The organism is Burkholderia sp. MS389 (assembly GCF_016899425.1).
Lineage (GTDB): Bacteria > Pseudomonadota > Gammaproteobacteria > Burkholderiales > Burkholderiaceae > Burkholderia > Burkholderia sola.
In genome coordinates this window covers 1,923,669-1,947,417 of sequence record NZ_CP045995.1, presented here as the reverse complement: position 1 = coordinate 1,947,417, position 23,749 = coordinate 1,923,669, and the positions used below count along the sequence as shown (strand labels likewise).

Here is a 23,749-nt window from a genome sequence, read left to right as displayed (position 1 = left end):
GCATCGATGCTCGAGCGCACCGGTTTGCCGGCGCGTCGAGGATCGTCCGTCGTCGCATTCGATCAACCGGCCAGTTCACCCAGGCACGCATCGAACTGTGCGACGAGCGTATCGACATCGTCGGCCGTCGTTTGCGGGCACACGAGCATCATGTTGTGGAACGGCGTGATCAGCACGCCGCGATTCAGCAGGTACAGGTGCACGATGTGCTCGAGTTCGCTGTCGAGTTGCGCGCCGGCCAGCGTGCCGTTGCGCGGCGGCACGGGCGCGAACTGAAACTCGGTGCGCGCGCCGATGCGCGTCACGCACCACGGCAGCCGGCGTTTTGCGATCGCCTGGTCGAGCCCAGCCGCGAGCCGTGCGGCGAGTGCGAACATGTACGCATACGCGGCGTCGGTCGCGACTTCGGCAAGCGTCGCGCGCATCGCATGCATCGCGAGCATGTTCGCGGTGAGCGTCGTGCCGATCCCCGAATGGCCGGGCGGCGCATTCAGCTTCGCCGCTTTCGCGCGTTCCGCGAATTCGGCGCTGAAGCCGTACACCGCGCACGGCACGCCGCCCGCGATCGGCTTGCCGACCACCAGCATGTCCGGTTCGAGGCCGTGCGCGACCGCGTAGCCGCCGGGCCCGCTGCTGATCGTGTGCGTCTCGTCGATCACCAGCAACGTGCCGTGGCGGCGCGTCAGTTCGCGCGCGGCCTCCCAGAAGCCGGGGTCGGGCAGCACCATACCGATGTTCGTCATCGCGGGCTCGGCGAGCACGCACGCGACGTCGCCGTCCTTCAGCGCCGCTTCGAGCGCGTCCAGATCGTTGAATTCGACGACGCGCGTGTTCGCGAGCAGGTCGTACGACTGCCCGAGCAGACTGTCGCGCTGCACCGGGCGGCCGTCGACGAGATCGACGAACACGTCGTCGACGGTACCGTGATAGCAGCCGTTGAACACGACGATCGTGTTGCGGCCGGTGGCCGCGCGCGCCCAGCGCAGCACGAAGCGGTTCGCGTCGCTCGCGCTCAGCGCGAATTGCCAGACCGGCAGCTGGAAGCGGCGCGCGAGTTCGCGCGACACCCAGGCGGCGTCCTCGCTCGGCAGCATCGTCGTATAGCCGCGCGTGGCCTGCTCGACGAGCGCGCGGGCGACCGGTTCGGGCGCATGGCCGAACATCGCGCCCGTATCGCCGAGGCAGAAGTCGACGTAGCGATGATCGTCGACGTCGATGAACGTCGCGCCGCGTGCTTCCTTCACGTATAGCGAGAACGGGGTCGACCAGTCCTGCATCCAGTGCAACGGCACGCCGAACAGCAAGTGCTCGGACGCTTCCGCGGAGAGTGCGCGGGAGACCGGCATGGCTTCGGTGAACGCGCGGCGCTCGCGATCGAACAGCGCGCGGGCGCGGATGAGGTCGACTCCGTGGCGGGTAGGCAAAGGCAGCTCCTGGCTGGGGGATAGGGGAAACGATAGCGCGGGCAGCGGGGAACTGAACAGAGGCGGAATTACCGAGACGGGTCGGCGGCGGTTGGCGAGCAGGGAAATCGCTTTGGCGGATAGGTCGGCCGAGACGATTTAATTGAAGTTTTTGCGCATAAACATACGACAACTTATCTCTAAGCGAAGGCGGTGAAATGTGAGTGTGTGCACACATACAGACGGATGTGTGCGTAAAAGCTGGATAAGCGACGGATGCATGATCCGTGCGAAGCGTGCGTCGACTGCGCGATATGGTATGACGACGTATAAATGCGAACTGTTGCCCAGCGCATCGATACCCTTCCCCGGAAGGCGCGCCCATGGCGCCCATCGTCGTCGTTCATCTTTCTCTCCGATCACCCGCATCGAAGCGGGTAACGTGCCGCACCTTCATCGTCACGCTCGGCTGCGACGACCAACTGATGAGCGACGCGATGTGCACGCGAGCACCGGTCGTGCAGAACGTGACGGTCACGTCGCCGGGGCCGATCTATGCGTTCAACGTGAGCGCGATGACGCTGACGAACGTGACGATCGCCGGGCAGGTCGTCAACACGACGATCACCGACAAGCGGTGAGATGAGGTGACACGCCACGACGTTCGCGTGCGGCCGATCGGTACCTGCACGCGAACACGAATACGCTACGCCAGCGTCTTCACCATGTAGTGCTCGTCGTAGAAGCGGCCGTCGACGCACATCGAGCGCGGCTCCGTGCCGAACCGCACGAATCCCTGCGACGCATACAGCCGCTCCGCGGCGTGGTTGACTTCGTTCACGCACAGCATCAGCTGGCTGCATCCCCACGCGTTCGCCGCATGCGCGGTCGCGCGGTCGAGCAGCGCCTGCGCGACGCGTTGCCCGCGATACGCGGCGTCGACGTACACGCCCCAGATCGTCGCCTTGTGCGCGATCTTCGTGCGCGCATCGCGGCGTACGCCGGTGATGCCGACGAGCGTGCCGCCGTCGAACGCGCCGAACACGGCCTGTGCTTGCGTCGGCGTGAGGCGTTTCGCGAATTCGTCGACCGGCACCTGCGACTCTTCGTCGAGCGTCGGCAGGAAAGACGTCGGGGCAGTGTCGACCGCACGCAGGCGGACGGTATGGAACTGCGCCGCGTCGGCGGCGTCAAGCAGGCGGATCGTGATTGTCATCGTGATCGTCATCGGCGGCATTCCGGTTGAGGGGTGTGCATGCCGGCGCGCCGCTGCGGCGGTCGCGGGGATGCATCGTCCTGATCCTAATAGGAATCCGGATGCCGCGTGGCGATGCGCGGTGCGTCGCAGGGGCGGCGGGCGCGATCGTGAACGGAGAAGACAGTGATGATGGCGTGTCGTACCGCGATCAAGGAGGGTGCGCGTCAAGCGCATGCGCGGTCGCGCCGGTCTGGCGCACGACGTCGAACAGGCGACGTGCGCGCGATCAACTCACGCGCACGCCACGGGAATCAATAGCGCGACAGTTGATTGCCGTTGATCTGTACGCGGTCGCCCGGACGCAGGTTGCCCGGCGACTGCACGTCGAACGAGCGCATCGAGCCGTCGCTGACCTGCACGTCGATCCGGTAGCTGCTCGGGCCTTGCGCGGCGCCCATCTGCTGGCCGATCTGGTTGCCGGCCACCGCGCCGCCGAGCGCGCCGATCACGGTCGCCGCATCGCGGCCGTGACCGCGGCCGAACTGGTTGCCCACCAGCCCGCCGACCAGCGCACCGACGACGGTGCCGGCGATGCCCGACGGAGCGACCGAGCCGTTGACCGGCTGGATGTTCGACACGGTGCCGTACTGCGTGCCGTAGCCGTTGCCGTACGGGGTCGCGTATTGCTGTTGCGGGTTGCCGTACTGGTCATACGGCTGCGAGCCGTATTGCGACGGGTTGCCGTATTGATCGTACGGTTGCGGCGCCTGGTTCGGATACGCCGGTTGCTGCTGCACGTAGCCCGGCTGCGAATATGCGGGCTGCGCATAGCCGGGCGTCGCGTATTGCTGTTGCTGCGGATAGCCCGGCTGCGCGCCGTAGTAGCCCGGCGCGACGCACGCGGTGAGCGGAAGCGCCGCCACGGCGACGAGCGAGGCGAACAGAACGGTCTTCGTGGAAGGCATGCGCATCATGATGTTTCCTGCATCGGCAACGTGTCCGCCGATGGATTCCCGTCAGGGTGGCGAACTCGGCGTGAGTATAAGGAATGGCCGGATGCGCGTCCGGTGCGGCCGGGTAACAACGTGTAAAGTCTGTTGCCGCGTAAATCGCCGGTGGGGTGGGCGTCGAAGGGGCGGCCGGCAACGGCGCGACGCGGTTCCCCGGCGCACGCGTGCGGGCGCTGCACCCCCGCGCGGCCGCCGACATTCCAGCCGCTTCCACGGCCAACGAAACCCGTCTCCGCGTTCGGTCCGCCGGCGCTGCGCGCCGCACATCGGGAAATCGAATGCGCGGCATCGCGACTTTTAATTGGCCTCGCGCAGCGGCGTCCGATATCGTGGCCGGATTCCCTGCCAACGGTCGCGCCGCGCCGGCCGCGTTTCCTCCCCTGTCCGCGTCGGTGTCGCGCCGCGACCGCCCCAATCGAAGCCATGACCGAACGATTCTTCATCAACGCCCGCGACGCCAGCGGCCAACCCGTCAATCTCGTCGTCCGCGACGGCCGCTTCGCCGCGATCGGCGCCGATTGCACCGCCGCGCCCGGCGCGCAGACGATCGACCTCGACGGCCGCGTCGTGCTGCCCGGTTTCGTCGACGGCCACATCCATCTCGACAAGAGCTTCGTCGGCGATCGCTGGGTGCCGCATGAGCCGGTCGGCTCGCTGCGCGAGCGGCTCGCGGTCGAGAAGCGCCAGCTCGCGGCCGCGCCGCCGATCGTCGAGCGCGCGAACGCGCTGATCGCGCAGGCCGCCGCGTTAGGCACGATCGCGATGCGCAGCCACGTCGACGTCGATGCGACGACGGGGCTGTCGAACCTGCACGCCGTGATGGCCGCGCGAGAACAGTGGCGCGGGATCGTCGACATCGAACTGGTCGCGTTTCCGCAGGCCGGCGTGATCACGTGCCCGGGCACCGCCGAGATCCTCGATGCGGCGGTGCGCGAAGGCGCGGACGTGGTCGGCGGAATCGACCCGACGACGCTCGACGGCGATGCGGACGGCCAGCTCGACATCGTGTTCGGCATCGCCGAGAAGCGCGGCGCGAAAATCGACATCCACCTGCACGAGCCGGGCGAAACGGGCATCGCGCAATTGCTGCGGATCGCGGCGCGCACGCGCGCGGCCGGGCTCGGCGGACGCGTGAACGTGAGCCATGCGTACGCGCTCGGCCAGGTGAGCGCCGACGACGTGCAGCGCACCGCTGCGGTGCTGGCCGACGCCGGCGTATCGATCCTGACGAATGCACCGGGCGACTGCGCGTTCCCGCCGGTGCAACGGCTGCGCGACGCGGGCGTGCACGTGTTCGCGGGCAACGACAACATCCGCGACGCGTGGTGGCCGTACGGCAACGGCGACATGTTGCAGCGCGCGATGATGATCGGCTACCGGTCGGGCTTCTACACCGACGAAGCGCTCGGCATCGCACTCGACATGGCGACGCACGCCGGCGCGCGCGTGATCGGCAAGGAGCACTACGGAATCGCGGTCGGCTGCGACGCGAGCTTCGTCGCGGTGCGTGCGCCGAACGCGGCAGCGGCCGTCGCGGGCGTGCCGGCCGAACGCTGGGTATTCCGCCGCGGCGAAAGCGATCAGGGCGCACCGCTCGCGCCGTCGCTGCGCTTCACGCGCTGATCCGCCCGACCCGCGGCACCTTGCACCGACCGACCCGACCGGAACCGACATGACGAACCTGCTGATCCGCAATGTCCGCACGAACGCCGACGCCGCGCTCGATATCCTGATCGAAGGCGATCGCATCGCGCGCGTCGGCCCGTCGCTCGACGCGCCCGCCGGCTGTGCGATCGAGGACGGCGCGCTCGCGTTGGCGCTGCCCGGCCTCGTCGAAGGCCACACGCACCTCGACAAGACCCATTGGGGGATGCCGTGGTATCGCAACGCGGTCGGGCCGCGTCTCGTCGACCGTATCGAGAACGAACGCCGCTATCGCGCGACGAGCGGGCATGACGCGGGCGCCGCGTCGCTCGCGCTGGCGCGCGCGTTCCTCGCGGCCGGCACGACGCGCATCCGCACGCACGTCGACGTCGATACCGAAGCCGGGCTGCGCCATCTGCACGGCGTCCTCGCGACGCGAGAAACGCTGCGCGGGCAGGTCGAGATCCAGATCGTCGCGTTTCCGCAGTCGGGCGTGCTCAAGCGGCCGGGCACCGATGCGCTGCTGTCCGACGCGCTCGACGCGGGCGCCAACCTGCTCGGCGGGCTCGATCCGTGCGCGATCGAAGGCGATCCGGTCGAGGCGGTGGACGTGCTGTTCGCGATCGCCGAACGCCACGGCCGCGGACTCGACATCCATCTGCACGAGCGCGGGTCGATGGGCGCGTACTCGCTCGACCTGATCCTGCAGCGCACCGCGACGCACGGCATGCACGGCAAGGTCACGATCAGTCATGGTTTCTGTCTGGGCGATCTCGTCGAACGCGAGCGCGATGCGCTGCTCGCGCGGATGGCCGAGCTCGGCGTTGGAATCGTCACGACCGCGCCGGCCGCGGTGCCGGTGCCGCCGGTAGCCGCGTGCCGCGCGGCGGGCGTGACCGTGATCGGCGGCAACGACGGCGTGCGCGACACGTGGACGCCCTACGGTTCGCCCGACATGCTCGAACGCGCGATGCTGATCGGCATGCGCAACGATTTCCGCCGAGACGATGCGCTCGAAGTCGCGCTCGACTGCGTGACGCACGGCGCGGCGCGCGGCTGCGGTTTCGCGGATTACGGGCTGCAGCCGGGCAGCCGCGCGGACGTCGTGCTCGTCGATGCGCTGACGTTCGCGGAGGCCGTCGTCGCGCGGCCGGTGCGGCGTCTCGTCGTATCGTCCGGGAAGATCGTCGCGCGTCATGGTGCGCTGGTCTGAGCGCCGCGTCGCCCCGGTATGATCCGGTTTTCAACCGGATGTCGGGAGACGACGATGCGACGCACGACCGCGGCACGGGCCGCACGATGGATGGCGGCGGCCCTGTTCGCCGTGAGCGCCGCGCATGCGGTGGCGACCGGCTCGGCCGACGACGCGCAGCAGGAAGCCAACCGGCGCACGGTGCTCGCGTTCTATGAGAAAGGCTTGAACGAGAAGGATGCGGACGCCGCGCTCGCGTATGTCGGCGATCGCTACGTGCAGCACAACCCGAACGCGGCCGACGGGCGTGACGGTTTCCGCAAGTTCGTCGCGTTCCTGCGCGACAAATATCCGCAGTCGCACAGTGAGATCAAACGTTCGTTCGTCGACGGCGACTACGTGATCCTGCACGTGCACGCGGTGCGCGAACCGGGCACGCGCGGCAGCGCGATCATGGATATCTTCCGGCTCGAGCACGGCAAGATCGTCGAACACTGGGACGTCAACCAGCCGGTGCCCGAGCAGGCGGCGAACGGCAACACGATGTTCTGACACGTGTGGCGCGCGGCGCCCCCCTGCGCGCCGCTCCCGTTCGAAATCCGCTTCGCCTACCGCCCTTCGAGTTCCAGCATCGCCGCGAGCGTCTTCGTCAGCGCGCGGACCATCGGGTCGGCCGTCGGCCGATGCAGGATCGCGATGTCCATATGCTCGATCGGCGCGAAGCCCTGCTTCGCGGTCAGCACCACATGCTCGTCCGTCACCACGCGCGCGGGCAGTACGCTGATGCCGAGCCCGTCCGCGACCGCCGCCTGGATGCCGCTCAGGCTCGACGTCGTGAAGCTGATCCGCCAGCGGCGGCCGCGCTCCTCGATCGCCTTGATCATGTCGTCGCGGTAGAGTCCGCGCGGCGGGAACACGACGATCGGCACCGGGTCGAGATCGATCGACGGATGCTTCGCGCTGTCGATCCAGCGTAGCTTCTCCGGCCAGCGCACGACGGCCTCGCGGCTGTCGCGCCGCTGCTTGATCAGCACGAGGTCGAGTTCGCCGCGATCGTACGCGGCGCTGATGTCGCGACTCAGCCCGCACGTCACTTCGAGCTTCACCTGCGGATGCTCGCGCTTGAACGCCGCGAGCGCGTGCGTCGTGCGGCCCGCCGCGAAATCGTCGGGCACGCCGAGCCGGATCGTCAGCGCGACCGTCGCGCCCGACAGCGCCTCCAGCATCTCGTCGTTCAGCGCGAGCATGCGTCGCGCATAACTGAGCACCGTCACGCCCGCATCGGTCGCCCGCACGTCGCGCGCGCCGCGGTCGAGCAGGCGGTGGCCGGCGATTTCCTCGAGTCGGCGCACCTTCTGGCTGACCGTCGACTGCGTCGAATGCAGGCGCGCGGACGCCGTCGTGAAACTGCCGCAGTCGGCGACCATCACCAGCGCACGCAGCAGGTCGATGTCGAACAGGGGTCTATTCATTTATGCACTTCTAGGGATTCGGGCATTGCATTTTCAAATGCGTGCGACGACTTTTAACATGGCAGGGCAGCGCGGGCAATCGCGGTTTCGCCCGAGTTGGGCGGGTGTTTTGCGGGGTTGTGAGGTGCTTGACGACTTCCTGTGGATGACGTTCGCGGGCGCGGTAGGGATCAGCGGCGGCGCGATTTGGGTTCAGGCGTGCCGCCGGGGAGTTTTCGCAGGAATGCGTCGGCGAGTTCAACGCAATAGTCGAACGACGGCGTGTAGCCGAGTGTCCGGATGTCGTCGAACCGCGGTTGTACGAAGGCGCGATGCTCGTTGAGCAGACGCAGAAACGTGTCGCGATGCCGAACGAGGAACGCACCGGCTTCCATCAAGCTTTCCGGCTCCCGCTCGATGACCAGGCACAGATCGAACAGGTCCCGCGCAGTCGGACGATCGCCGCGGTGCCGCATTTTCTTGGCGACGATTTCCGCGGAAGTCTCGACCTTGACGACACGATCCATCAGCGTCCGTTCGTCGTAGCCGGGAGACGTCAGATTCCGGGAGACCCACGAAGTCGATTTCGCCGTCGGGCAGCATCAGCTTCACGAACCCGGCGTGTTCCTCATCATTCGGCGTGATGTCGGACGCGGCATCGCTGATGTGGGGATTCACGTTGAAAAATTCCATCGCAGTATAGGGCACGTTGCCAGTAGATTCGACGGAACCGCGGGAAACACGTCGCGGTGGTGGCCGGTGTCCGGAAAACGCATTCTGGGTCAGGTGCGGATCGCGCAGGGTAAACATCCGAAATTTCCCGGAAAATCTCTCAATGGAGCGTCACCCGCCTCCCCGGCTTCGATCTTTTATTAATCCGCCGCCCTCCCGCATTTCCCTGCTTGTGCTCAAAAATCAAGCGGTCTAGACTGCATGGCAGTTTCACCGAAGTCCCTCGTCTTTCGCGCCCCGCGCCGGCACCCCGTCGCATCGCCCCAAACCGAACGCCGGCGTCGCCCGCCGCGTCGAGACCTTCAAGGACATGCCATGAACCGCACCGCAAAGCTCCTCGTCACCGCGCTGGCGTTCGCACCGCTCGTATCGTTCGCGCAGGACGCGTCGACGATCCGCTGGGGCATCGACCCCACGTATCCGCCGTTCGAGGCGAAGCAGCCCGACGGCTCGCTGGCCGGCTTCGACATCGACCTGCGCAACGCGATCTGCGAGCAACTGCATGCGAAGTGCGTGTGGGTCGAACAGAGCTTCGACGGGATGATCCCGGCGCTGCGTGCACGCAAGTTCGACGTGATCATGTCCGCGATGACGGCCACCGACGAGCGGCTCAAGCAGATCGACTTCTCGAACAAGCTGTATGCGTCGCCGGGCGCGCTCGTCGCGCCGGTCGGCTCGAAGCTGCTGCCGAATGCCGCGTCGCTCGCCGGCAAGCGCGTCGGGATCGACCAGGGCACGACGCAGGAGGCGTACGCGAAGGCCGAATGGGCGACCAAGGGCGTGACGATCGTGTCGTACCAGAATCAGGACCAGGTGTATCAGGATCTGGTGAACGGCCGGCTCGATGCGACGTTCCAGGACAAGACCCAGGCCGGCTACTCGTTCCTGAAGACGCCGCGCGGCAAGGGTTACGCGTTCGCGGGCCCGGACGTGACCGACGCGCGGATTACCGGACACGGCGTGGCGATGGGCATACGCAAGGGCGACGGCGACATGAAGAAGCGGCTGAACGACGCGATCGTCGCGATCCGTGCGAACGGCACGTACCAGAAGATCGCCGCGAAATACTTCGACTTCGACATCTACGGCGCAAAGCAGCAACTGACTTCGGCGCCGTGACCCCGTGACTCATCCAACCGACAGGCACACCATGACGAGTATCCAGGATCGCGTCGCGCAAGCCGTGACGCCCGAACTGATCGCCGCGTTCCGCGACGAAGGCGCGGTCTGCATCAAGGGCATCTTTTCGCCGGACGAAGTGGCCGCGCTGCAGGCCGGCATCGACGCGAACCTCGCGCAGCCGAGCGAACGCGCGAAGGTCGCGAGCCGGCCCGACGATCCGGGCTGGTTCTTCGAGGATTTCTGCAACTGGCAGCACAACGACGCGTATCGCGACTTCATCGTGCGCTCGCCGGCGCCGTCGGTCGCCGCCGCGCTGATGGGCACGGACACCGTGCGGCTGCATCACGACCACCTGCTCGTGAAGGAGCCCGGCACGCGGCAGCGCACGCCGTGGCACCAGGACCAGCCGTACTACGACATCGAAGGCGACGACAACGTCAGCATGTGGATTCCGGTCGATCCGGTGCCGCTCGAATCGACGCTCGAATTCGTCGCGGGTTCGCATCGCGGGCCGTGGCTGATGCCGCGCACGTTCATGGACAAGGAGGCGAAGTGGTTTCCGGAAGGCAGCCTCGCCGACCTGCCCGACATCGAAGCCGACCGCGCGGCCTTCCCGATCCGTCGCTGGGCGCTCGAACCGGGTGACATGGTGTGCTTCCGGATGCTGACGCTGCATGCGTCGGGCGGCACGCAGAACCGCCGGCGCGCGTTTTCGATCCGCTTCGTCGGCGACGATATCCGTCACGCGTCGCGCCGCTGGAAAACGTCGCCCCATTTCCCCGGGCTCGCGGAACAACTGCCGGACGGTGCGCCGCTCGATCACCCGCTGTTTCCGGTCGTGTGGTCGCGCGATGCGGGGCAGGTCGGCGCGATCTGACTCTGGCGCGTCGAGGTAACGAACCCGGCGGCGGTTCCAGGGACGAAACGGCCGTCGTGCGTTGGGCGCGTGCGACGAAGGATCAGGTCGGGTGGCGTCCCGCGCCCGGTTTGAAGCGCGAGCCGAGCCGGTAGCGGTTGCCCGGATGCAGGAAATGCACGAACGTGACGGGCAGCCCATCCGTCCACGTGCGGCGCGTGAGCGTCAGGCACGGCTCGTCGGCGCGCATGTCGAGCAGCTGCGCCTGCTCGCCGGTCGGTAGCGACGCGTCGACGACGTGCTCGATTTCCAGTTCGTGGTGCGACACGTTGTTGTACAGGTACTCGGACGGCGGCTCGGTCTGGAAATCCTGATCGATGAAGCCGGGCGCGGCGGCCGGGTTCACGTAGCGATCCTCGAGCTGGATCGGGCGGCCGTTCTCCTCGTGCACGCACACCACGTGAAAGACCGGCGTGTTGACCGGCAGGCCGAACGCGGCCGCGACGTCGAACGACGCGGGCTCGCGCGACTGGCTGAGCACGCGGCAGCGGTACTCGTGGCCGCGCGCGCGGATCTCGTCGCGGATATGCGCGATCATCAGCAGGTTCGACTGCGGCTTCACCTCGGCGACGAAGGTGCCGACGCCCGCGATGCGCTTGAGCACGCCTTCCTCGGTCAGCTCGCGCAGCGCGCGGTTGACCGTCATGCGCGCAACGCCGAACTGCGCGGCGAGATCGAGCTCGGACGGGATGCGGTCGCCGGGGCGCCAGTCGCCGGACTCGACGTGCTGGCGAACGAGCGTCTTGATCTGCTGGAACGGTGCGGTGGCCTTGGTGACCATCGGAAGATCCTTGCGCGAAGAAGTGACGAGGCTAGTCGTCGTGGCTGACGATGACCAGGATCTCCGCCTGCGCGGCGCCGAGGCTGCGCGTGCGGTGCGGGATGAGTGCGTTGAAATAGACTGAATCGCCGGTCCTGAGTTGCACCGTCTCGTTCGGAAATTCGATTTCGACGCGCCCCTTGTGCACGAACAGGAATTCCTCGCCTTCGTGTTCGCGGAACGTCGACGCGACGAATTCGTGGGGCGGATGCACGACGAACGGCAGCATCTTCTTCGGCGCGACGCCCGCCGCGATGCTCTCGAAGCGGTGCGCGTGACTATCGGCTGCCGCGCCCATCGCGGTGCGCTCGCCGGCGCGCGTGACCGTGATCAGCTCGCGGTTGCTGCTTTCCGAGAACAGTTGCTCGACGTCGACGTTCAGCGCCTTCGACAGCTTCAGCGCGACCGCGATCGACGGCACGCTCAGGCCGCGCTCGACCTTCGACAGGTAGCTCTTGGTGAGGCCGGTCTCGTCGGCCAGCACGTCGAGCGTCCAGCCCTTCTGTTTTCTGAGCAGCTTCAGGCGAATCGTCATGGGGCGCCAGGTGTCCTTCGAAAAACCGATTGTAACGCATGACACAAAGTGTCATTCGGTGTATCGTGTGTCACGAACGCCGGAAAAAACGGCCGCGGACGGCGCGGCAGACCCGGTTCATTCAGGAGGCGAACATGGCGGAAACGCTGAATTTGACGAAGGAAGCGCTGGTCGCGCTGGCGGAGCGGCGGCTTGAAAACGAAGTGGGCGACAGCGGCTGGTCTGCGCGACAAAAGCTCGCGCTGACGTGCCGGATCCTGTTCGACGCCGGCCACGATTCGGGCCTGGCCGGGCAGATCACCTGCCGCGCGGATGCGGCCGGCACGTACTACACGCAGCGGCTCGGGCTCGGTTTCGACGAAATTTCGGCCGCGAACCTGCTGCGCGTCAACGAGGATCTCGACGTCGTCGATGGCGAAGGCATTCCGAACCCGGCCAATCGGTTCCATACGTGGATCTATCGCGAGCGCCCGGACGTGAACTGCATCATCCATACGCATCCGGCGCATGTCGCGGCGCTGTCGATGCTCGAACAGCCGCTGGTCGTGTCGCACATGGACACCTGCCCGCTGTACGACGATTGCGCGTTCCTGAAGGACTGGCCGGGCGTGCCGGTCGGCAACGAGGAGGGCGAGATCATCTCGAGGGCGCTGGGCAGCAAGCGCGCGATCCTGCTGTCGCATCACGGCCAGCTGGTGGTCGGCAAGACGATCGAGGAGGCGTGCATCCTCGCGCTGCTGATCGAACGCGCGGCGAAGCTGCAACTGCTCGCGATGTCGGCCGGCGAGATCAAACCGGTGCCGCCGGCGCTGGCGCGCGAAGCGCACGACTGGATCTCGAAGCCGAAGCGCGATGCGGTGACGTTCGACTACTACGCACGCCGTGCGTTGCGTACGCATCGGGATTGCGTCGCTTGAGCGCGTGCGCCGTTTCGATCTCTTCACACAATCATTGAGGAATACCCATCGTGTCCATCCTGCTGAAAGGCATCATTGCCTACCCGGTCACGCCGTTCTCCGCCGCCGGCGACGTCGATCTGAAAGCGCTCGATGCGCTGATCGAACGCCTGATTGCCGACAGTGTTCACGCGATCGCGCCGCTGGGCAGTACCGGCGAAAGCGCATACCTGTCCGATGCCGAATGGGAGGCCGCCGCCACCGCGTCGATTCGCGCGGTGCGCCGGCGCGTGCCGACCGTCGTCGGGATATCCGATCTCACCACGGCGGGCGCGGTGCGCCGTGCCCGCTACGCCGAACAGGCCGGCGCCGATGCGGTGATGGTGCTGCCGGTGTCGTACTGGAAGCTCGGCAACGACGAGATCGTCGCGCACTATCGCGCGATCGGCGACGCGATCGGCATCCCGATCATGCTGTACAACAACCCGGCGACGAGCGGCGTCGACATGTCGCCCGACCTGATCGCGACGATCTGCCGGGCCGTCGACAACGTGACGATGGTCAAGGAAAGCACCGGCGACATCGGCCGGATGCACCGGCTCGCGCAGTTGAGCGACGGGACGATTCCGTTCTACAACGGCAGCAATCCGATGGCGCTCGCCGCGCTGGCCGCGGGCGCGTCCGGATGGTGCACGGCCGCGCCGAACCTGAATGCCGCGTTGCCGCTCGCGTTGTTCGACGCGATGCGCACGGGCGATCTCGCGCGCGCCAGATCGGTTTTTCACGCGCAGTTGCCGTTGCTGCAGTTCATCGTCAACGGCGGGTTGCCGGTGACGGTGAAGGCCGGACTGAGGCTGCGCGGTTTCGACGCCGGCGAACCGAGGCGGCCGCTGCTGCCGCTCGGCGACGCACGCACGCGCGAACTCGAGCGCCTGCTGGCGGCGCTGCCGGAGGTTGCCGCGGCATGAGCGACGACGCGCGGCCGGCGATCGCGGCCGTCATCGACGCGGTGCGGATCGGCGCGAGCCGGCCGCTCGCCGGCACGCCGCACGCGAGCGCGATCGACAAGCAGCCGGTCGATGCGCGCCGGTGGCTGGGTGCGCTCGGCTTTGCCGGCGACGAGCAGGCCGATGCGCGGCATCACGGCGGCCCCGACAAGGCCGTTCATCACTATGCGCACGATCACTATGCGTGGTGGGCCGGGCAGATCGGCGCGCGCGACGTGCTCGCCCGGCCGGGCGCGTTCGGCGAGAACCTGTCGACGAGCGGCATCACCGAGCGCGACGTGTGTCTCGGCGACGTGTTCACGCTGGGTGGCGCGGTGCTCCAGGTGTCGCAGTCGCGGCAGCCGTGCTCGAAGCTCAACGCACGTTTCGATCATCCGAGGATGGCGGCGCTCGTGCAGCAAAGCGGCCGGACCGGCTGGTACTACCGCGTGCTGCAGGAAGGCTGGGTGGCGGCGGGCGACGTGCTGGCGCTGCATGCGCGCCGCTACCCGCAATGGCCGTTGTCGGCGGTGCTCGACGTGCTGTATCGACGCACGCTCGACATGGCCGCGCTCGACGCGCTGTGCGACGTGCCGCTGCTGCCGCCCGGCTGGCGCAAGATGCTCGAGAAGCGCCGCACGGAGCGGCAGGTCGAGGACTGGACGAAGCGGCTCGAAGGATGACGGGCCGCGTCCGATGCTTACTTCGTCGGCAGGTTGCGCACGTCGGCCGTCGGCTCGTTACCGAATGCGTCGCTCAGCACATAGCCGATCAGCTGTCGGGCGGTGGCCTCGGGCGTGGCGAGCGCGCCGCTCGCCTTCAACTCGTCGAATTTCTCGCGCATCGGGAAATTGTTTTGGTCGGTCGCGCGGATCGTGGCCTGCATGCCCGTATCGACGACACCCGGCGCGACGCTGCAGATCCGCAGTGCGCCGTTCGCGTCGAGCGCGACGGCGCGCGCATGGTGATCGAGCGCGGCCTTGGTCGCGCAGTAGATGCTCCAGCCCGCATACGCGTTGCGCGCCGCGCCGCTCGACAGGTGCGCGATCCGGCATTCGGTCGCGGCCGACGCGGCTTGCACGAGCGCGGCCGACAGCATCAGCGGCGCGGCGACGTTCAGGCCGACCGCGCGGGCGACGATCGTCGGGTCCTGCACGGCGAGCGGGCCGATCGGATCGACGATGCCCGCGTTGTTGAACAGCAGCACGAGCGACGCGCCGTCCACGAAGCGGCACAGCGTGTCGCCGGCCAGCCAGGCCGCGACGGCCGTGGAATCCGACAGGTCGAGTTCGACTTCGGCGAAGCGCTCGCCGGCCTGCGACGCGAGCGACGGATGGCGGCTGCGCGACACGCCGAGCACGGCGATGCCTTCCTGCAGCAGTTGTTCGGCGAGCGCCGCGCCGACGCCGCGCGTGTGTCCGGTGACGATGGCGCGCACGGGTGCGGGAGAAGATGCAGTCATGGTGGTGAACCGGTGAGGGGTGAACGGTAGTGGCGAGCGGCGCGCACGCACGGCGGCAGTGAATTCGGGGCGAGTGATGCGTGGTATCGACGAGCGAAGACGGTCGCGCGCGGCGCGCTCGATATCGGGATGAGCGCCTATCGTAGCGCCGGCATGGGCATCGCGCAAACGCGGGGGCGTGCGCGAAGGCCGAATCTGCGGCGCTGCGGCCCACGCATCGTCGCATTGCACCGCGCGCGATCGGCCGCGCCGCTACGTCGGACGAAAGCATGCCGCGGCACGTGCGCGCGCTGGTGCGATGAGCGGCGCCGGGCCGCTCGCCGCGAGCTATCATATGGCTCGCCCGTGCGCGATGCCGCGCGGGCCGCGATCGTTTCCCTTCACCTGCTGCACGCCGCGACGCTACTCATGAACACCACGCCGGATACGCCCACGCCCCGCGCCCTTCGCGAACTCACGCCCCTCGAGGCCCGCATTCTCGGCGTGCTCGTCGAGAAACAGCACACGGTGCCGGATACCTACCCGCTGTCGCTGAACGCGCTGACCGCGGGCTGCAACCAGAAAACCGCGCGCGCGCCGGTGATGAACGTCAGTGAGGACGAAGTCACGACCGCGCTCGACGGGCTGAAGCACCTGAGCCTCGTGATGGAAGGCAGCAGCAGCCGCGTGCCGCGTTTCGAGCACAACATGAACCGCGTGCTCGGCATCCCGAGCCAGGCGATCGCGCTGCTGACGATCCTGTTGCTGCGCGGCCCGCAGACGGCCGCCGAGCTGCGCCTGAACAGCGCGCGCCTGCACGGCTTCGCGGATATCTCGTCGGTCGAGGCGTTCCTCGACGAACTCGCGGCGCGCACGCAGCCGCTCGTCGTCCGGCTGCCGCGTGCACCGGGTGCGCGCGAGAACCGCTGGATGCACCTGATGTGCGGCGAAGTGAACATGGCCGACTTCGCGAGCGCGGATGCCGGCGGTGGCGCGGATTCGGTGCCGCCTTCCGAATTCGAGGCACTGAAGGCCGAGCAGAAGCGCCTCGCGGACGAAGTGGCGCGACTCAATGCGCTGGTTCAGCGGATGGCGAGCGAACTCGGTATCGACGTCGATGCGCCGGGCGACGCGGGCTGACAGACGCCCAAGGCACCTGAAACGGAGTGACACCGGCGCACACGCGCTCACGCGCGCGCCGGGTGACGAACGCGCTCCGCAACCCTGCCCGAAGCCGCATTACCAGCGGCACCCCGCCTTCGCGGACGCATCGACGTCCTGCGCCCACGCGAAATCCGTTTGCTTGCCGGTGCGTGCGTTGCGGTACGTCATCGAATAGACGATCGCGCCCTGGCTCGTCATCTCGTACTCGCCGTTGATCTTGCCGTCGACCATTTCCCACCACGTGGTCGTGAACTGGTACGGTCGGCCCTCCGCCAGTTCTTCGTGATCCTCGTGCTTGAACAGCAGCGGGATCGCCGTCTTCGACTTCGCATACCGGACGACACCGCCTTGCCACTTGGCCACGTCGTCGTAGTACGTGCGCAATTCGAAGCGCACGGGTTTGTCTCCGCTCGTCTGAAAACACAGCACTTCGGTACTGACTTCCGCCGACGCGGGCAATGCGATGCACACCAGCAACGCCGCGAATGTTTTTTTCATGTTCGTCTGTCCGTCATGGAAAAGCGCTTCAACCGACACTGATTCGCGTGGCGCCCGCATCGACGAGCCGGAACAGCAGGTCCTCGACCGCCGCGCCCGGCGCCGAGCCGAGATCCGCGTTGACGCGCCATCCTTGCTCGGTGTTCGCCGGTTCCGACAGATAGTGAACGATGCCGTGCAGGCCGTCTTCGGCCGGCATGCTTTCGTCGTCGGCGTCGAACCACGCGAAGAACCAGGTCTTGAACACCTCGGTGGCCGCGGCTTCGTCGAGACCGTCGGCTTCGATCGTCGCCCAGTCCCACACGAACGGATGGATCGATACGGCTACCGTTTCGAGCTCGAACGCGAACGGCTCGAAATCGAGTTGTGTGGTCGAATCGACCATCGCCGGCTGGCCAGCCGATTCGCCTTCGCCGTGAATGGTGTCGGCCCGGCATGGCAGCGCGAGCGGGCCTTCGGTGGCGAGCGTGCCGTCGGCTTTCCGGTAGGCCGGCTCGACGACGGCGGCCGGTTGCGTGGCCGCTTGCGCGAGCAGGTCGGCGTAGGGTTGGCGGATGGCGCTGAGGAGGTCGGATACGGTCATCGTGGCGTGTCGGGCAAGGGGTGAACGATCGGTCGCAGGCAGGCGGCGCATGGTGCCGCCGGTGTCGAGCGAGGGGCCGCATCGGCAGCGGACAGCCACGATCGTACGGCACCGCGGTGACATGCGACCACTCGGCCGAATGGCCGGCGGACTGCGATCGCCGTCACGTCGCGACCCGTCGTGTCGATTTCGGTCGACTTCCCCGCAACCCGCTATCGTTCCGCACGGGTGCCATAATCGAGCCTGCCCATCATTCCAGACAGATGTCCCCCGGAGAATCACCATGCAGAACCTCGACAATCCTTCCCACGATCGCGAGGTAGGCAGCGCCGACGCGACGCAGGACACCACCCGCATCGACGACGTCCGCATCGGCGCGGTGCGTCCGCTGATTTCTCCCGCGCTGCTGCTCGACGAGTTGCCGGTGCCGGCCGCGACGCAGACGCTCGTCGAGGATACGCGCCGCGCGATCGGCGACATCCTGCACGGCCGCGACGACCGGCTGCTGCTCGTCGTCGGCCCGTGCTCGATCCACGATCACGACCAGGCGCTCGATTATGCGCGCCGCCTGAAGGCCGCCGCCGACGCGCTGAAGGACGACCTGCTGATCACGATGCGCGTGTACTTCGAGAAGCCGCGCACGACGGTCGGCTGGAAGGGGTACATCAACGATCCGCGCCTCGACGGCAGCTTCCGCATCAACGAAGGGCTGCGCGCCGCGCGGCAACTGCTGCTCGACATCAACGCGCTGGGCCTGCCGGCGTCGACCGAATTCCTCGACCTGCTGAGCCCGCAGTACATCGCCGACCTGATCGCGTGGGGCGCGATCGGCGCGCGCACGACCGAGAGCCAGAGCCATCGTCAGCTCGCGTCCGGGCTGAGCTGCCCGATCGGCTTCAAGAACGGGACCGACGGCGGCGTGCAGGTCGCGTCGGACGCGATCGTCGCCGCGGCCGCGAGCCATGCGTTCATGGGGATGACGAAGATGGGGATGGCCGCGATCTTCGAGACGCGCGGCAACGACGACGCGCACGTGATCCTGCGCGGCGGCAAGAACGGCCCGAATTACGATGCGGAGCACGTCGAAGCGAGCTGCGCGGTGCTGCGCAAGGCCGGCTTGCGCGAGCAGGTGATGGTCGACTGCTCGCATGCGAACTCGAACAAGTCGCACGAGCGGCAGATCGAGGTCGCGCAGGATCTCGCGCGGCAGTTGGGGCAGGGCGAGCACCGGATCGTCGGCGTGATGGTGGAGAGCCATCTCGAGGCGGGCAGGCAGGACCTGAAGCCGGGCGTGCCGCTGCAATACGGCGTGTCGATCACCGATGCGTGCCTGAGCTGGACGCAGACGGAGCCGGTGCTCGACGTGCTGGCGGAGGCGGTGCGGCATCGCCGGGTGTATGCGCGGAATGCGTGATGCTGCGCGGCGGCGCGGCGCCCGCCGCGTGATTCGATGTGTTCGACACGCCGCGAAGATCGGGCGCTCGTCCGTGAGATTGCGCTAATCGACGGGTCACGGCGCGATTTTCCGCGCCGCGCGCGCCGTCTGTTTGCACGAATCTTGATCCTGATCCGTTCCGCCCCGCTTGCCACGTTGCACGCTCAACGCACGATCCGGCGAATCCCGCTACCATGAAAGACGTGTTGCTCGCTGCAGTCCGGCCACGCACACACGCAGTGGCGGTGCGGCCGGCCGTCACGCGACCGACGAAGCGCGGGGCGGCCGTCCGCGGGGCGGCCATCCGCGGGGCGGCCATCCGCGGGGCGGCCATCCGCGGGCGCTCACCGATCAGCCATTGCGCCCGCGTCGCTTCGTTCCCGGAATCCACAACAACCGAACCGGAGTGCATCACACATGAAGTTCTACAAGACCCTCCTCGCAGCAACCGTCCTCGCGTCGAGCATCAGCGCGCATGCGCAGATCGCGGGCGCGCAGCCGATCAGCGTGACCGTCGAGCAATCGCAGGCGCTGCTCGAAGGCTGGAGCGTGAAGAAAAGCGTGCTCGGCAAGACCGTGTACAACGACGAGAACCAGAAAGTCGGCAAGGTGCGCGACCTGATCGTCGCGCCGGACGGCTCGGTGTCGGCCGCGATCGTGTCGGCAGGCGGCTTCCTCGGCGTGGCCGCGCACGACGTCGCGGTGCCGATCGCGTCGCTCGACGTGCGCAACGGCAACATCTACCTGCCGGGTGCGACCAAGGAAGCGCTGAAGGCCACGCCGGCGTTCCAGTACGCGAAGGTGCCGTCGGCGCCGAAGCCGAAGAAGGTCGACGAAAAGCACTGATTTGCCGTATCGCGCGGCACGCGTCGTACGTCGCGTGCCGCGCGTCCTTGCGACGGTCAGGTTGCGTCGAGTCCGCCGTCGACCGTGACCACCTGACCTGTCATCCATGCCGCCTGCGGCGACGCGAGCGACACGATCCAGTTCGCGACGTCCGCGGGCTCGCCGCGCCGGCCAAGCGGAATGCGCGTGCGCTCCTGCGCCTTGATTGCTTCGATGTCGGGTGCCGACAGCTTCATCCGTTCGGACAGGAAGTCCGTTTCCGTCGGGCCCGCCGCGACGGCGTTCACGCGTACGCCCGCCGATGCGAGCTCGAGCGCCCAGCAGCGCGTCAGATGCTCGAGCGCGGCCTTGCTCGCTGCATAGTGCGACAACAGCGCCGCGGCCTTGTGTCCGAACGTGCTCGACACGTTGACAATGCTGCCGCGGGCTGCTTTCAGATGCGGCAGCGCGGCGGTCGCGAGCATCGACGGTCCGAGCGTATTGACGCGGAAGATCGCGCTGATCGCGTCGAAGGTCGCCGACTCGAGCGGCAGGATCGCCCCCGCGCCCGCATTGTTGACCAGCACGTCGAGCCGCCCCGCCAGTGCGACCGTTTCGTCGATCGTGCGCGTGGCGTCGGCCGGATCGCCGGCATCCGCGACCACGTAGTCGATGCCCGGCGCGCTGCGCGCGGCGGCGGAAAGCGCCTCTTCGCGGCGGCCCGTGATGACGACGCGCGCCCCTTCGCGTGCGAACGCGACGGCCGCCGCCCGCCCGATGCCGGCGCCGCCGCCGGTAATGAGGACCACCTTGTTGTCGAATGACTGCATGACTTTCTCGTGAAGATGATGGGTTGAACGTGCGTGCCGTTTAGCGTTCGTGCGCATCGTCCGCCGGCGCCAGCGCCACCACGTGGCTGATTCCCTCATGCGCCATCTTCGTGTAAGGACTGAAACGCTCCGTATTGCGGACGAGCTCTTCCGCCACGACGCGTTCGACGCCCGGCAGCCGCACGCGAATGTTCGCGTTCAGCATGAACAGCCCGTCCATCGGATCGCGGCAGAAGTCGATCGACGCGGACACCGATGCACCGGCGATCGACACCCCCGCCCGTGCAGCCAGCAGGCTCAGCGCGCCGTGAAAACACGCCGCATAGCTCGCGGCGAACAGTTGCTCCGGGTTCGGGCCGTCGCCGGGTCCGCCGAGCGCGGACGGCAGGCGCAGCTCGACATCGAGCCGCCCGTCGTCGGAACGCGCGACGCCCGATGCGCGGCCGTGCTCCGCCGCGCCGCCGGTAACGGTCACCGTCGTCGAGTACAGCGTCTGCGGTTCTCGTCCGCGATACCGGTCGAGCAGCGATAGCGGCGGCGGGCGCAGCGGCGTCATGATGTGCGTGATCCGGCCGAGGCGCTCAGCGCGCGGGCTGGTTCTGCCGGAACCACGCGTCGAAGGTCGTCGCGCCGAGGCGCGCACCGGCTGTCGGCACGAGCGTATCGTCCTGCAGCACGGCGCCGAAGTAGTCGGCGCTGGCGTCGCGCGTCACCGTGCGCGCGTCGTGCGTCGCCGACAGGAAACGCTCGACCAGATCGGCGATCCGCACGCGCTCGGGGCCGCCGATTTCGGCGATGCCGTTGCGCGGCGCGTCGAGCGCGAAGTCGGTCACGGCGGCCGCGACGTCGTCCGATGCGATCGGCTGGAAGTGCGCGGTGGTCAAGCGGACCGTGTCGCCCTGCGCGCCGGCCTGCGCGATCGCGCCGACGAATTCGAAGAACTGCGTCGAGCGCACGATCGTGTACGGCACGCCGGCTTCGCGGATCAGGTTCTCCTGGATGATCTTGCCGCGGAAATACGCGCTCTGCTGCAGCCGGTCGGTGCCAACCACCGACAGCGCGACGTGATGGCGTACGCCGGCCGCGCGCTCCGCGGCGAACAGGTTGCGCCCCGACGCCTCGAAGAACGCCTTCACGGCCGCTTCCTCGAACGACGGCGAATTCGCGAGATCGACGACGACCTCCGCGCCGGCCAGCGCGGCGTCCAGCCCCGCGCCCGTGATCGTATCGACGCCCGTCGACGGCGCGGCCGCCACCGCGTCGTGGCCGCGTGCGATCAGGTTCCTGACGACCTTGCTGCCGATCAGGCCGGTACCACCAATCACGACGATTTTCACGATTGCTCTCCTTGAACGGGCGCGCGACATGCGCGCCGCTTGAATCTGCCGAAACCGGCGCCCATCGCGTTCGCGCGATCGGGCCGGTACGTTGCCGAACGGCGCAGCGCCGTATTCGCGTGCCTGTCGAACAGCCCGCATCGTAGGCATGCGCCGCGCGATCCGGTAGAGGCCGGCAAGCCCTCACCATGTTGCCGGGAATGCATCAATCGACCGTCTCCAGCGGCGCCAGCGTCGTCATCGTGGTCAGGCACTGCAGATCGCGCGCCCGCGTCTGTTCGATCATGTAGTCGATGAACACGCGGATGCGCGTGGGCAGATGCTTGCGGCTCAGGTAGCAGAGATAGTGGCCGCCGTCGTCCGGCGCGTGCTGGCCGAGACAGCTCAGCAGCCGGCCGTCGGCGAGCAGGTCGCACACCTGGTACGCGGGCAGTTGCGCGATGCCGAGCCCGTCGAGCGCCGCGTGCACGACGAGATCGATGTCGTTGAACGTGTGATGCGCGGCGATCTGGCGCTGCTGCGTCGCCCCGTCGATCCTGAATTCCCATTCCGTCACGCGGCCCGATGCGGTGCGCAGGTTGATGCAGCGATGCCGCTCGAGATCGTCGACGTGGCGCGGCAAGCCGTGCCGGTGCGCGTACGATGGCGACGCGCAGACGATCATCTGCATCGGAATCAGCCGGCGCGCGACGATCGCGCTGTCCTCCATGCGGCCGTCGCGAAACGCGACGTCGATGCGGTCGGCGGAGAAATCGACGGGCCTGTCGTTCAACAGCAGTTCGAGCGTGATGTCCGGATACCGCGCATGGAAGTCGCGCAGCAGCGGCGCGATGACCTTGCGGCCGAAGCCCGGCGTCGCGCCGATGCGCAGGTGTCCGCTCGGCGGCCCGCTGCGCAGCTCGCGCATGTCCTCGAGCGCCTGCGCCAGATGCTCGATGCCGGGCCGGCAGTTTTCGTAGAAGAGTTCGCCTTCGCGCGTCAGCGACATGCTGCGGGTCGTGCGCTGGAACAGGCGGGCGTCGAGCCGATCCTCGAGCCGTTGCACGTGGCGGCTGACCGACGAGCGGCCGACGCCGAGGCGATCGGCGGCGCGTGCGAAGCTGCCTTCCGTGACAACGGCCAGGAAGGTGACGACGCCGGCGTAGCAGGTCGAGAAGCTGCGTGCGAAAGGGTCGTCGGCGTCGGGGCGGCGGATGGAGGTGTCGGGCATGGAGGCGCTGGAATCGTGGTGTCCGTATGCGACTAGACGGTTCAGCGCTGCCGCCTGTGACACCGCCCGCCGCATTTTTTCAAAAAAGGGCGCGGCGGCGTGCGGGCCGGCTATTTCTCCGGCACGAGCACGGGCGCGCCCTTGTCCTTCAACAGCAGCACGATGAACTTCGCGGGCCGCGTCCGGCTCGCGTTGCGTCCGACCGTGTGCAGATCGTTCGGGCCCTCGTAGAAGGTCTGGCCCGGCTTCAGCGTGACGGGCTCGCCGCCCTTCACCTGCATCACGATCGAGCCCTCGACGACATAGACGAAGGCCTCGGCGTGGTGACGGTGGACCGGGTCGACCGCGCCGGGCGGGTATTCGACCGAGATCATCTGGGCTTCCTTGCCCGGGTATGCGTCGAGCGGCTTCGTCATCAACGGGGTGACGATGGCCGAAGGCGCCGCGTGGGCAGCGCCGGTGGTCGAGGCGGCGACGAGCGCGGCCGCGATGGCATGTTTCAGGCGAATCATCGGATGGAT

General features: G+C 67.8%; 26 protein-coding genes and 1 pseudogene. 12 read left to right on the top strand and 15 right to left on the bottom strand.

Annotation, left to right across the window (positions count from 1 at the left end; translation table 11 throughout):
• Positions 1-62 precede the first annotated feature (62 nt).
• A complete protein-coding gene (locus GJG85_RS25085) occupies positions 63-1,424 on the bottom strand; it encodes an aspartate aminotransferase family protein (protein ID WP_204383945.1) in 1,362 nt (453 codons plus the stop codon).
• Positions 1,425-1,858: 434 nt separating this feature from the next.
• Between GJG85_RS25085 and GJG85_RS25080 the strand changes: the two are divergent.
• Positions 1,859-2,044 (top strand): annotated as a pseudogene (locus GJG85_RS25080) (hypothetical protein); the annotation flags it as partial.
• A gap of 65 nt (positions 2,045-2,109) precedes the next feature.
• Here GJG85_RS25080 and GJG85_RS25075 read toward each other — a convergent pair.
• Complete coding sequence (locus GJG85_RS25075) at positions 2,110-2,619, bottom strand: GNAT family N-acetyltransferase (protein ID WP_204384478.1); 510 nt, start codon at positions 2,617-2,619, stop codon at positions 2,110-2,112.
• Positions 2,620-2,912: 293 nt separating this feature from the next.
• Positions 2,913-3,575, bottom strand: a complete 663-nt coding sequence (locus tag GJG85_RS25070; protein ID WP_204383944.1) for a glycine zipper 2TM domain-containing protein — start codon at positions 3,573-3,575, stop codon at positions 2,913-2,915.
• A gap of 459 nt (positions 3,576-4,034) precedes the next feature.
• Here GJG85_RS25070 and GJG85_RS25065 point away from each other — a divergent pair, with 459 nt between their 5' ends.
• From GJG85_RS25065 to GJG85_RS25055, 3 genes are read left to right on the top strand one after another with little or no spacing between them, the layout of a single operon-like run.
• The gene (locus tag GJG85_RS25065; RefSeq protein WP_089489906.1) at positions 4,035-5,234 is read left to right on the top strand and encodes an amidohydrolase family protein; all 1,200 of its coding nucleotides are present in this window, start codon (positions 4,035-4,037) and stop codon (positions 5,232-5,234) included.
• Positions 5,235-5,283: 49 nt separating this feature from the next.
• Positions 5,284-6,468 (top strand): amidohydrolase family protein, encoded by a 1,185-nt coding sequence (locus tag GJG85_RS25060; RefSeq protein WP_050013412.1) that lies wholly within the window; start codon positions 5,284-5,286, stop codon positions 6,466-6,468.
• 54 nt (positions 6,469-6,522) lie between these two features.
• Positions 6,523-6,999: a nuclear transport factor 2 family protein gene (locus tag GJG85_RS25055; RefSeq protein ID WP_050013411.1), complete on the top strand. Its 477-nt coding sequence runs from the start codon at positions 6,523-6,525 to the stop codon at positions 6,997-6,999.
• 56 nt (positions 7,000-7,055) lie between these two features.
• On the opposite strand, the gene GJG85_RS25050 is transcribed toward GJG85_RS25055, so the two are convergent.
• Both GJG85_RS25050 and GJG85_RS25045 read right to left on the bottom strand, forming a co-directional pair.
• Positions 7,056-7,919, bottom strand: coding sequence for a LysR family transcriptional regulator (locus GJG85_RS25050; RefSeq protein ID WP_089489904.1), 864 nt, complete (start codon positions 7,917-7,919; stop codon positions 7,056-7,058).
• 170 nt (positions 7,920-8,089) lie between these two features.
• On the bottom strand, positions 8,090-8,425 hold the full coding sequence (locus GJG85_RS25045; protein ID WP_235356192.1) for a nucleotidyl transferase AbiEii/AbiGii toxin family protein: 336 nt from the start codon (positions 8,423-8,425) through the stop codon (positions 8,090-8,092).
• 520 nt (positions 8,426-8,945) lie between these two features.
• Between GJG85_RS25045 and GJG85_RS25040 the strand changes: the two genes are divergently transcribed.
• Together GJG85_RS25040 and GJG85_RS25035 are read left to right on the top strand one after the other, a co-directional pair.
• Entirely contained in the window at positions 8,946-9,749 is an 804-nt protein-coding gene (locus tag GJG85_RS25040; RefSeq protein WP_050013409.1) for an ABC transporter substrate-binding protein, read from the top strand.
• 31 nt (positions 9,750-9,780) lie between these two features.
• Positions 9,781-10,629: a phytanoyl-CoA dioxygenase family protein gene (locus GJG85_RS25035; protein WP_050013408.1), complete on the top strand. Its 849-nt coding sequence runs from the start codon at positions 9,781-9,783 to the stop codon at positions 10,627-10,629.
• A gap of 82 nt (positions 10,630-10,711) precedes the next feature.
• Here the strand turns inward: GJG85_RS25035 and hutC are convergent, their stop codons facing one another.
• Both hutC and GJG85_RS25025 read right to left on the bottom strand, forming a co-directional pair.
• Entirely contained in the window at positions 10,712-11,449 is a 738-nt protein-coding gene (gene hutC, locus GJG85_RS25030; protein ID WP_050013407.1) for a histidine utilization repressor, read from the bottom strand.
• 31 nt (positions 11,450-11,480) lie between these two features.
• Positions 11,481-12,023, bottom strand: a complete 543-nt coding sequence (locus tag GJG85_RS25025) for an XRE family transcriptional regulator (RefSeq protein WP_050013406.1) — start codon at positions 12,021-12,023, stop codon at positions 11,481-11,483.
• A gap of 134 nt (positions 12,024-12,157) precedes the next feature.
• Between GJG85_RS25025 and GJG85_RS25020 the strand changes: the two genes are divergently transcribed.
• The 3 genes from GJG85_RS25020 to GJG85_RS25010 are packed head-to-tail and all read left to right on the top strand — an operon-like array spanning position 12,158 to position 14,588.
• Positions 12,158-12,940, top strand: coding sequence for an aldolase (locus GJG85_RS25020; protein WP_050013405.1), 783 nt, complete (start codon positions 12,158-12,160; stop codon positions 12,938-12,940).
• A gap of 50 nt (positions 12,941-12,990) precedes the next feature.
• Entirely contained in the window at positions 12,991-13,887 is an 897-nt protein-coding gene (locus GJG85_RS25015) for a dihydrodipicolinate synthase family protein (RefSeq protein ID WP_204383943.1), read from the top strand.
• Positions 13,884-14,588, top strand: coding sequence for an MOSC domain-containing protein (locus GJG85_RS25010; RefSeq protein ID WP_176016307.1), 705 nt, complete (start codon positions 13,884-13,886; stop codon positions 14,586-14,588). The genes GJG85_RS25015 and GJG85_RS25010 overlap by 4 nt, the downstream gene beginning before the upstream one ends.
• A gap of 17 nt (positions 14,589-14,605) precedes the next feature.
• On the opposite strand, the gene GJG85_RS25005 is transcribed toward GJG85_RS25010, so the two are convergent.
• Positions 14,606-15,367: an SDR family oxidoreductase gene (locus GJG85_RS25005; RefSeq protein WP_124556552.1), complete on the bottom strand. Its 762-nt coding sequence runs from the start codon at positions 15,365-15,367 to the stop codon at positions 14,606-14,608.
• 408 nt (positions 15,368-15,775) lie between these two features.
• Between GJG85_RS25005 and GJG85_RS25000 the strand changes: the two genes are divergently transcribed.
• Positions 15,776-16,486, top strand: a complete 711-nt coding sequence (locus GJG85_RS25000) for a YceH family protein (RefSeq protein ID WP_050013493.1) — start codon at positions 15,776-15,778, stop codon at positions 16,484-16,486.
• Between the two features lie 99 nt (positions 16,487-16,585).
• Here the strand turns inward: GJG85_RS25000 and GJG85_RS24995 are convergent, their stop codons facing one another.
• Complete coding sequence (locus GJG85_RS24995; protein ID WP_124556551.1) at positions 16,586-17,008, bottom strand: hypothetical protein; 423 nt, start codon at positions 17,006-17,008, stop codon at positions 16,586-16,588.
• Between the two features lie 28 nt (positions 17,009-17,036).
• Positions 17,037-17,591, bottom strand: a complete 555-nt coding sequence (locus tag GJG85_RS24990; protein ID WP_050013400.1) for a hypothetical protein — start codon at positions 17,589-17,591, stop codon at positions 17,037-17,039.
• Positions 17,592-17,874: 283 nt separating this feature from the next.
• On the opposite strand from GJG85_RS24990, the gene GJG85_RS24985 reads away from it, so the two are divergent.
• Positions 17,875-19,005, top strand: a complete 1,131-nt coding sequence (locus GJG85_RS24985) for a 3-deoxy-7-phosphoheptulonate synthase (RefSeq protein WP_050013399.1) — start codon at positions 17,875-17,877, stop codon at positions 19,003-19,005.
• Positions 19,006-19,443: 438 nt separating this feature from the next.
• Positions 19,444-19,872, top strand: a complete 429-nt coding sequence (locus GJG85_RS24980) for a PRC-barrel domain-containing protein (RefSeq protein WP_050013398.1) — start codon at positions 19,444-19,446, stop codon at positions 19,870-19,872.
• Between the two features lie 56 nt (positions 19,873-19,928).
• On the opposite strand, the gene GJG85_RS24975 is transcribed toward GJG85_RS24980, so the two are convergent.
• The 5 genes from GJG85_RS24975 to GJG85_RS24955 form a co-directional block, all read right to left on the bottom strand.
• Complete coding sequence (locus GJG85_RS24975) at positions 19,929-20,681, bottom strand: SDR family oxidoreductase (RefSeq protein ID WP_204383941.1); 753 nt, start codon at positions 20,679-20,681, stop codon at positions 19,929-19,931.
• A 40-nt stretch (positions 20,682-20,721) separates the two neighbouring features.
• Positions 20,722-21,237: an Ohr family peroxiredoxin gene (locus GJG85_RS24970; RefSeq protein ID WP_050013396.1), complete on the bottom strand. Its 516-nt coding sequence runs from the start codon at positions 21,235-21,237 to the stop codon at positions 20,722-20,724.
• A gap of 25 nt (positions 21,238-21,262) precedes the next feature.
• Positions 21,263-22,018, bottom strand: a complete 756-nt coding sequence (locus tag GJG85_RS24965; RefSeq protein WP_050013395.1) for an SDR family oxidoreductase — start codon at positions 22,016-22,018, stop codon at positions 21,263-21,265.
• A gap of 205 nt (positions 22,019-22,223) precedes the next feature.
• Positions 22,224-23,228 carry a LysR family transcriptional regulator gene (locus GJG85_RS24960; RefSeq protein ID WP_050013394.1) on the bottom strand — a complete coding sequence of 335 codons (1,005 nt, stop codon included), beginning with the start codon at positions 23,226-23,228 and terminating at the stop codon, positions 22,224-22,226.
• Positions 23,229-23,338: 110 nt separating this feature from the next.
• Entirely contained in the window at positions 23,339-23,740 is a 402-nt protein-coding gene (locus GJG85_RS24955) for a cupin domain-containing protein (protein WP_089489896.1), read from the bottom strand.
• Positions 23,741-23,749: the final 9 nt, after the last annotated feature.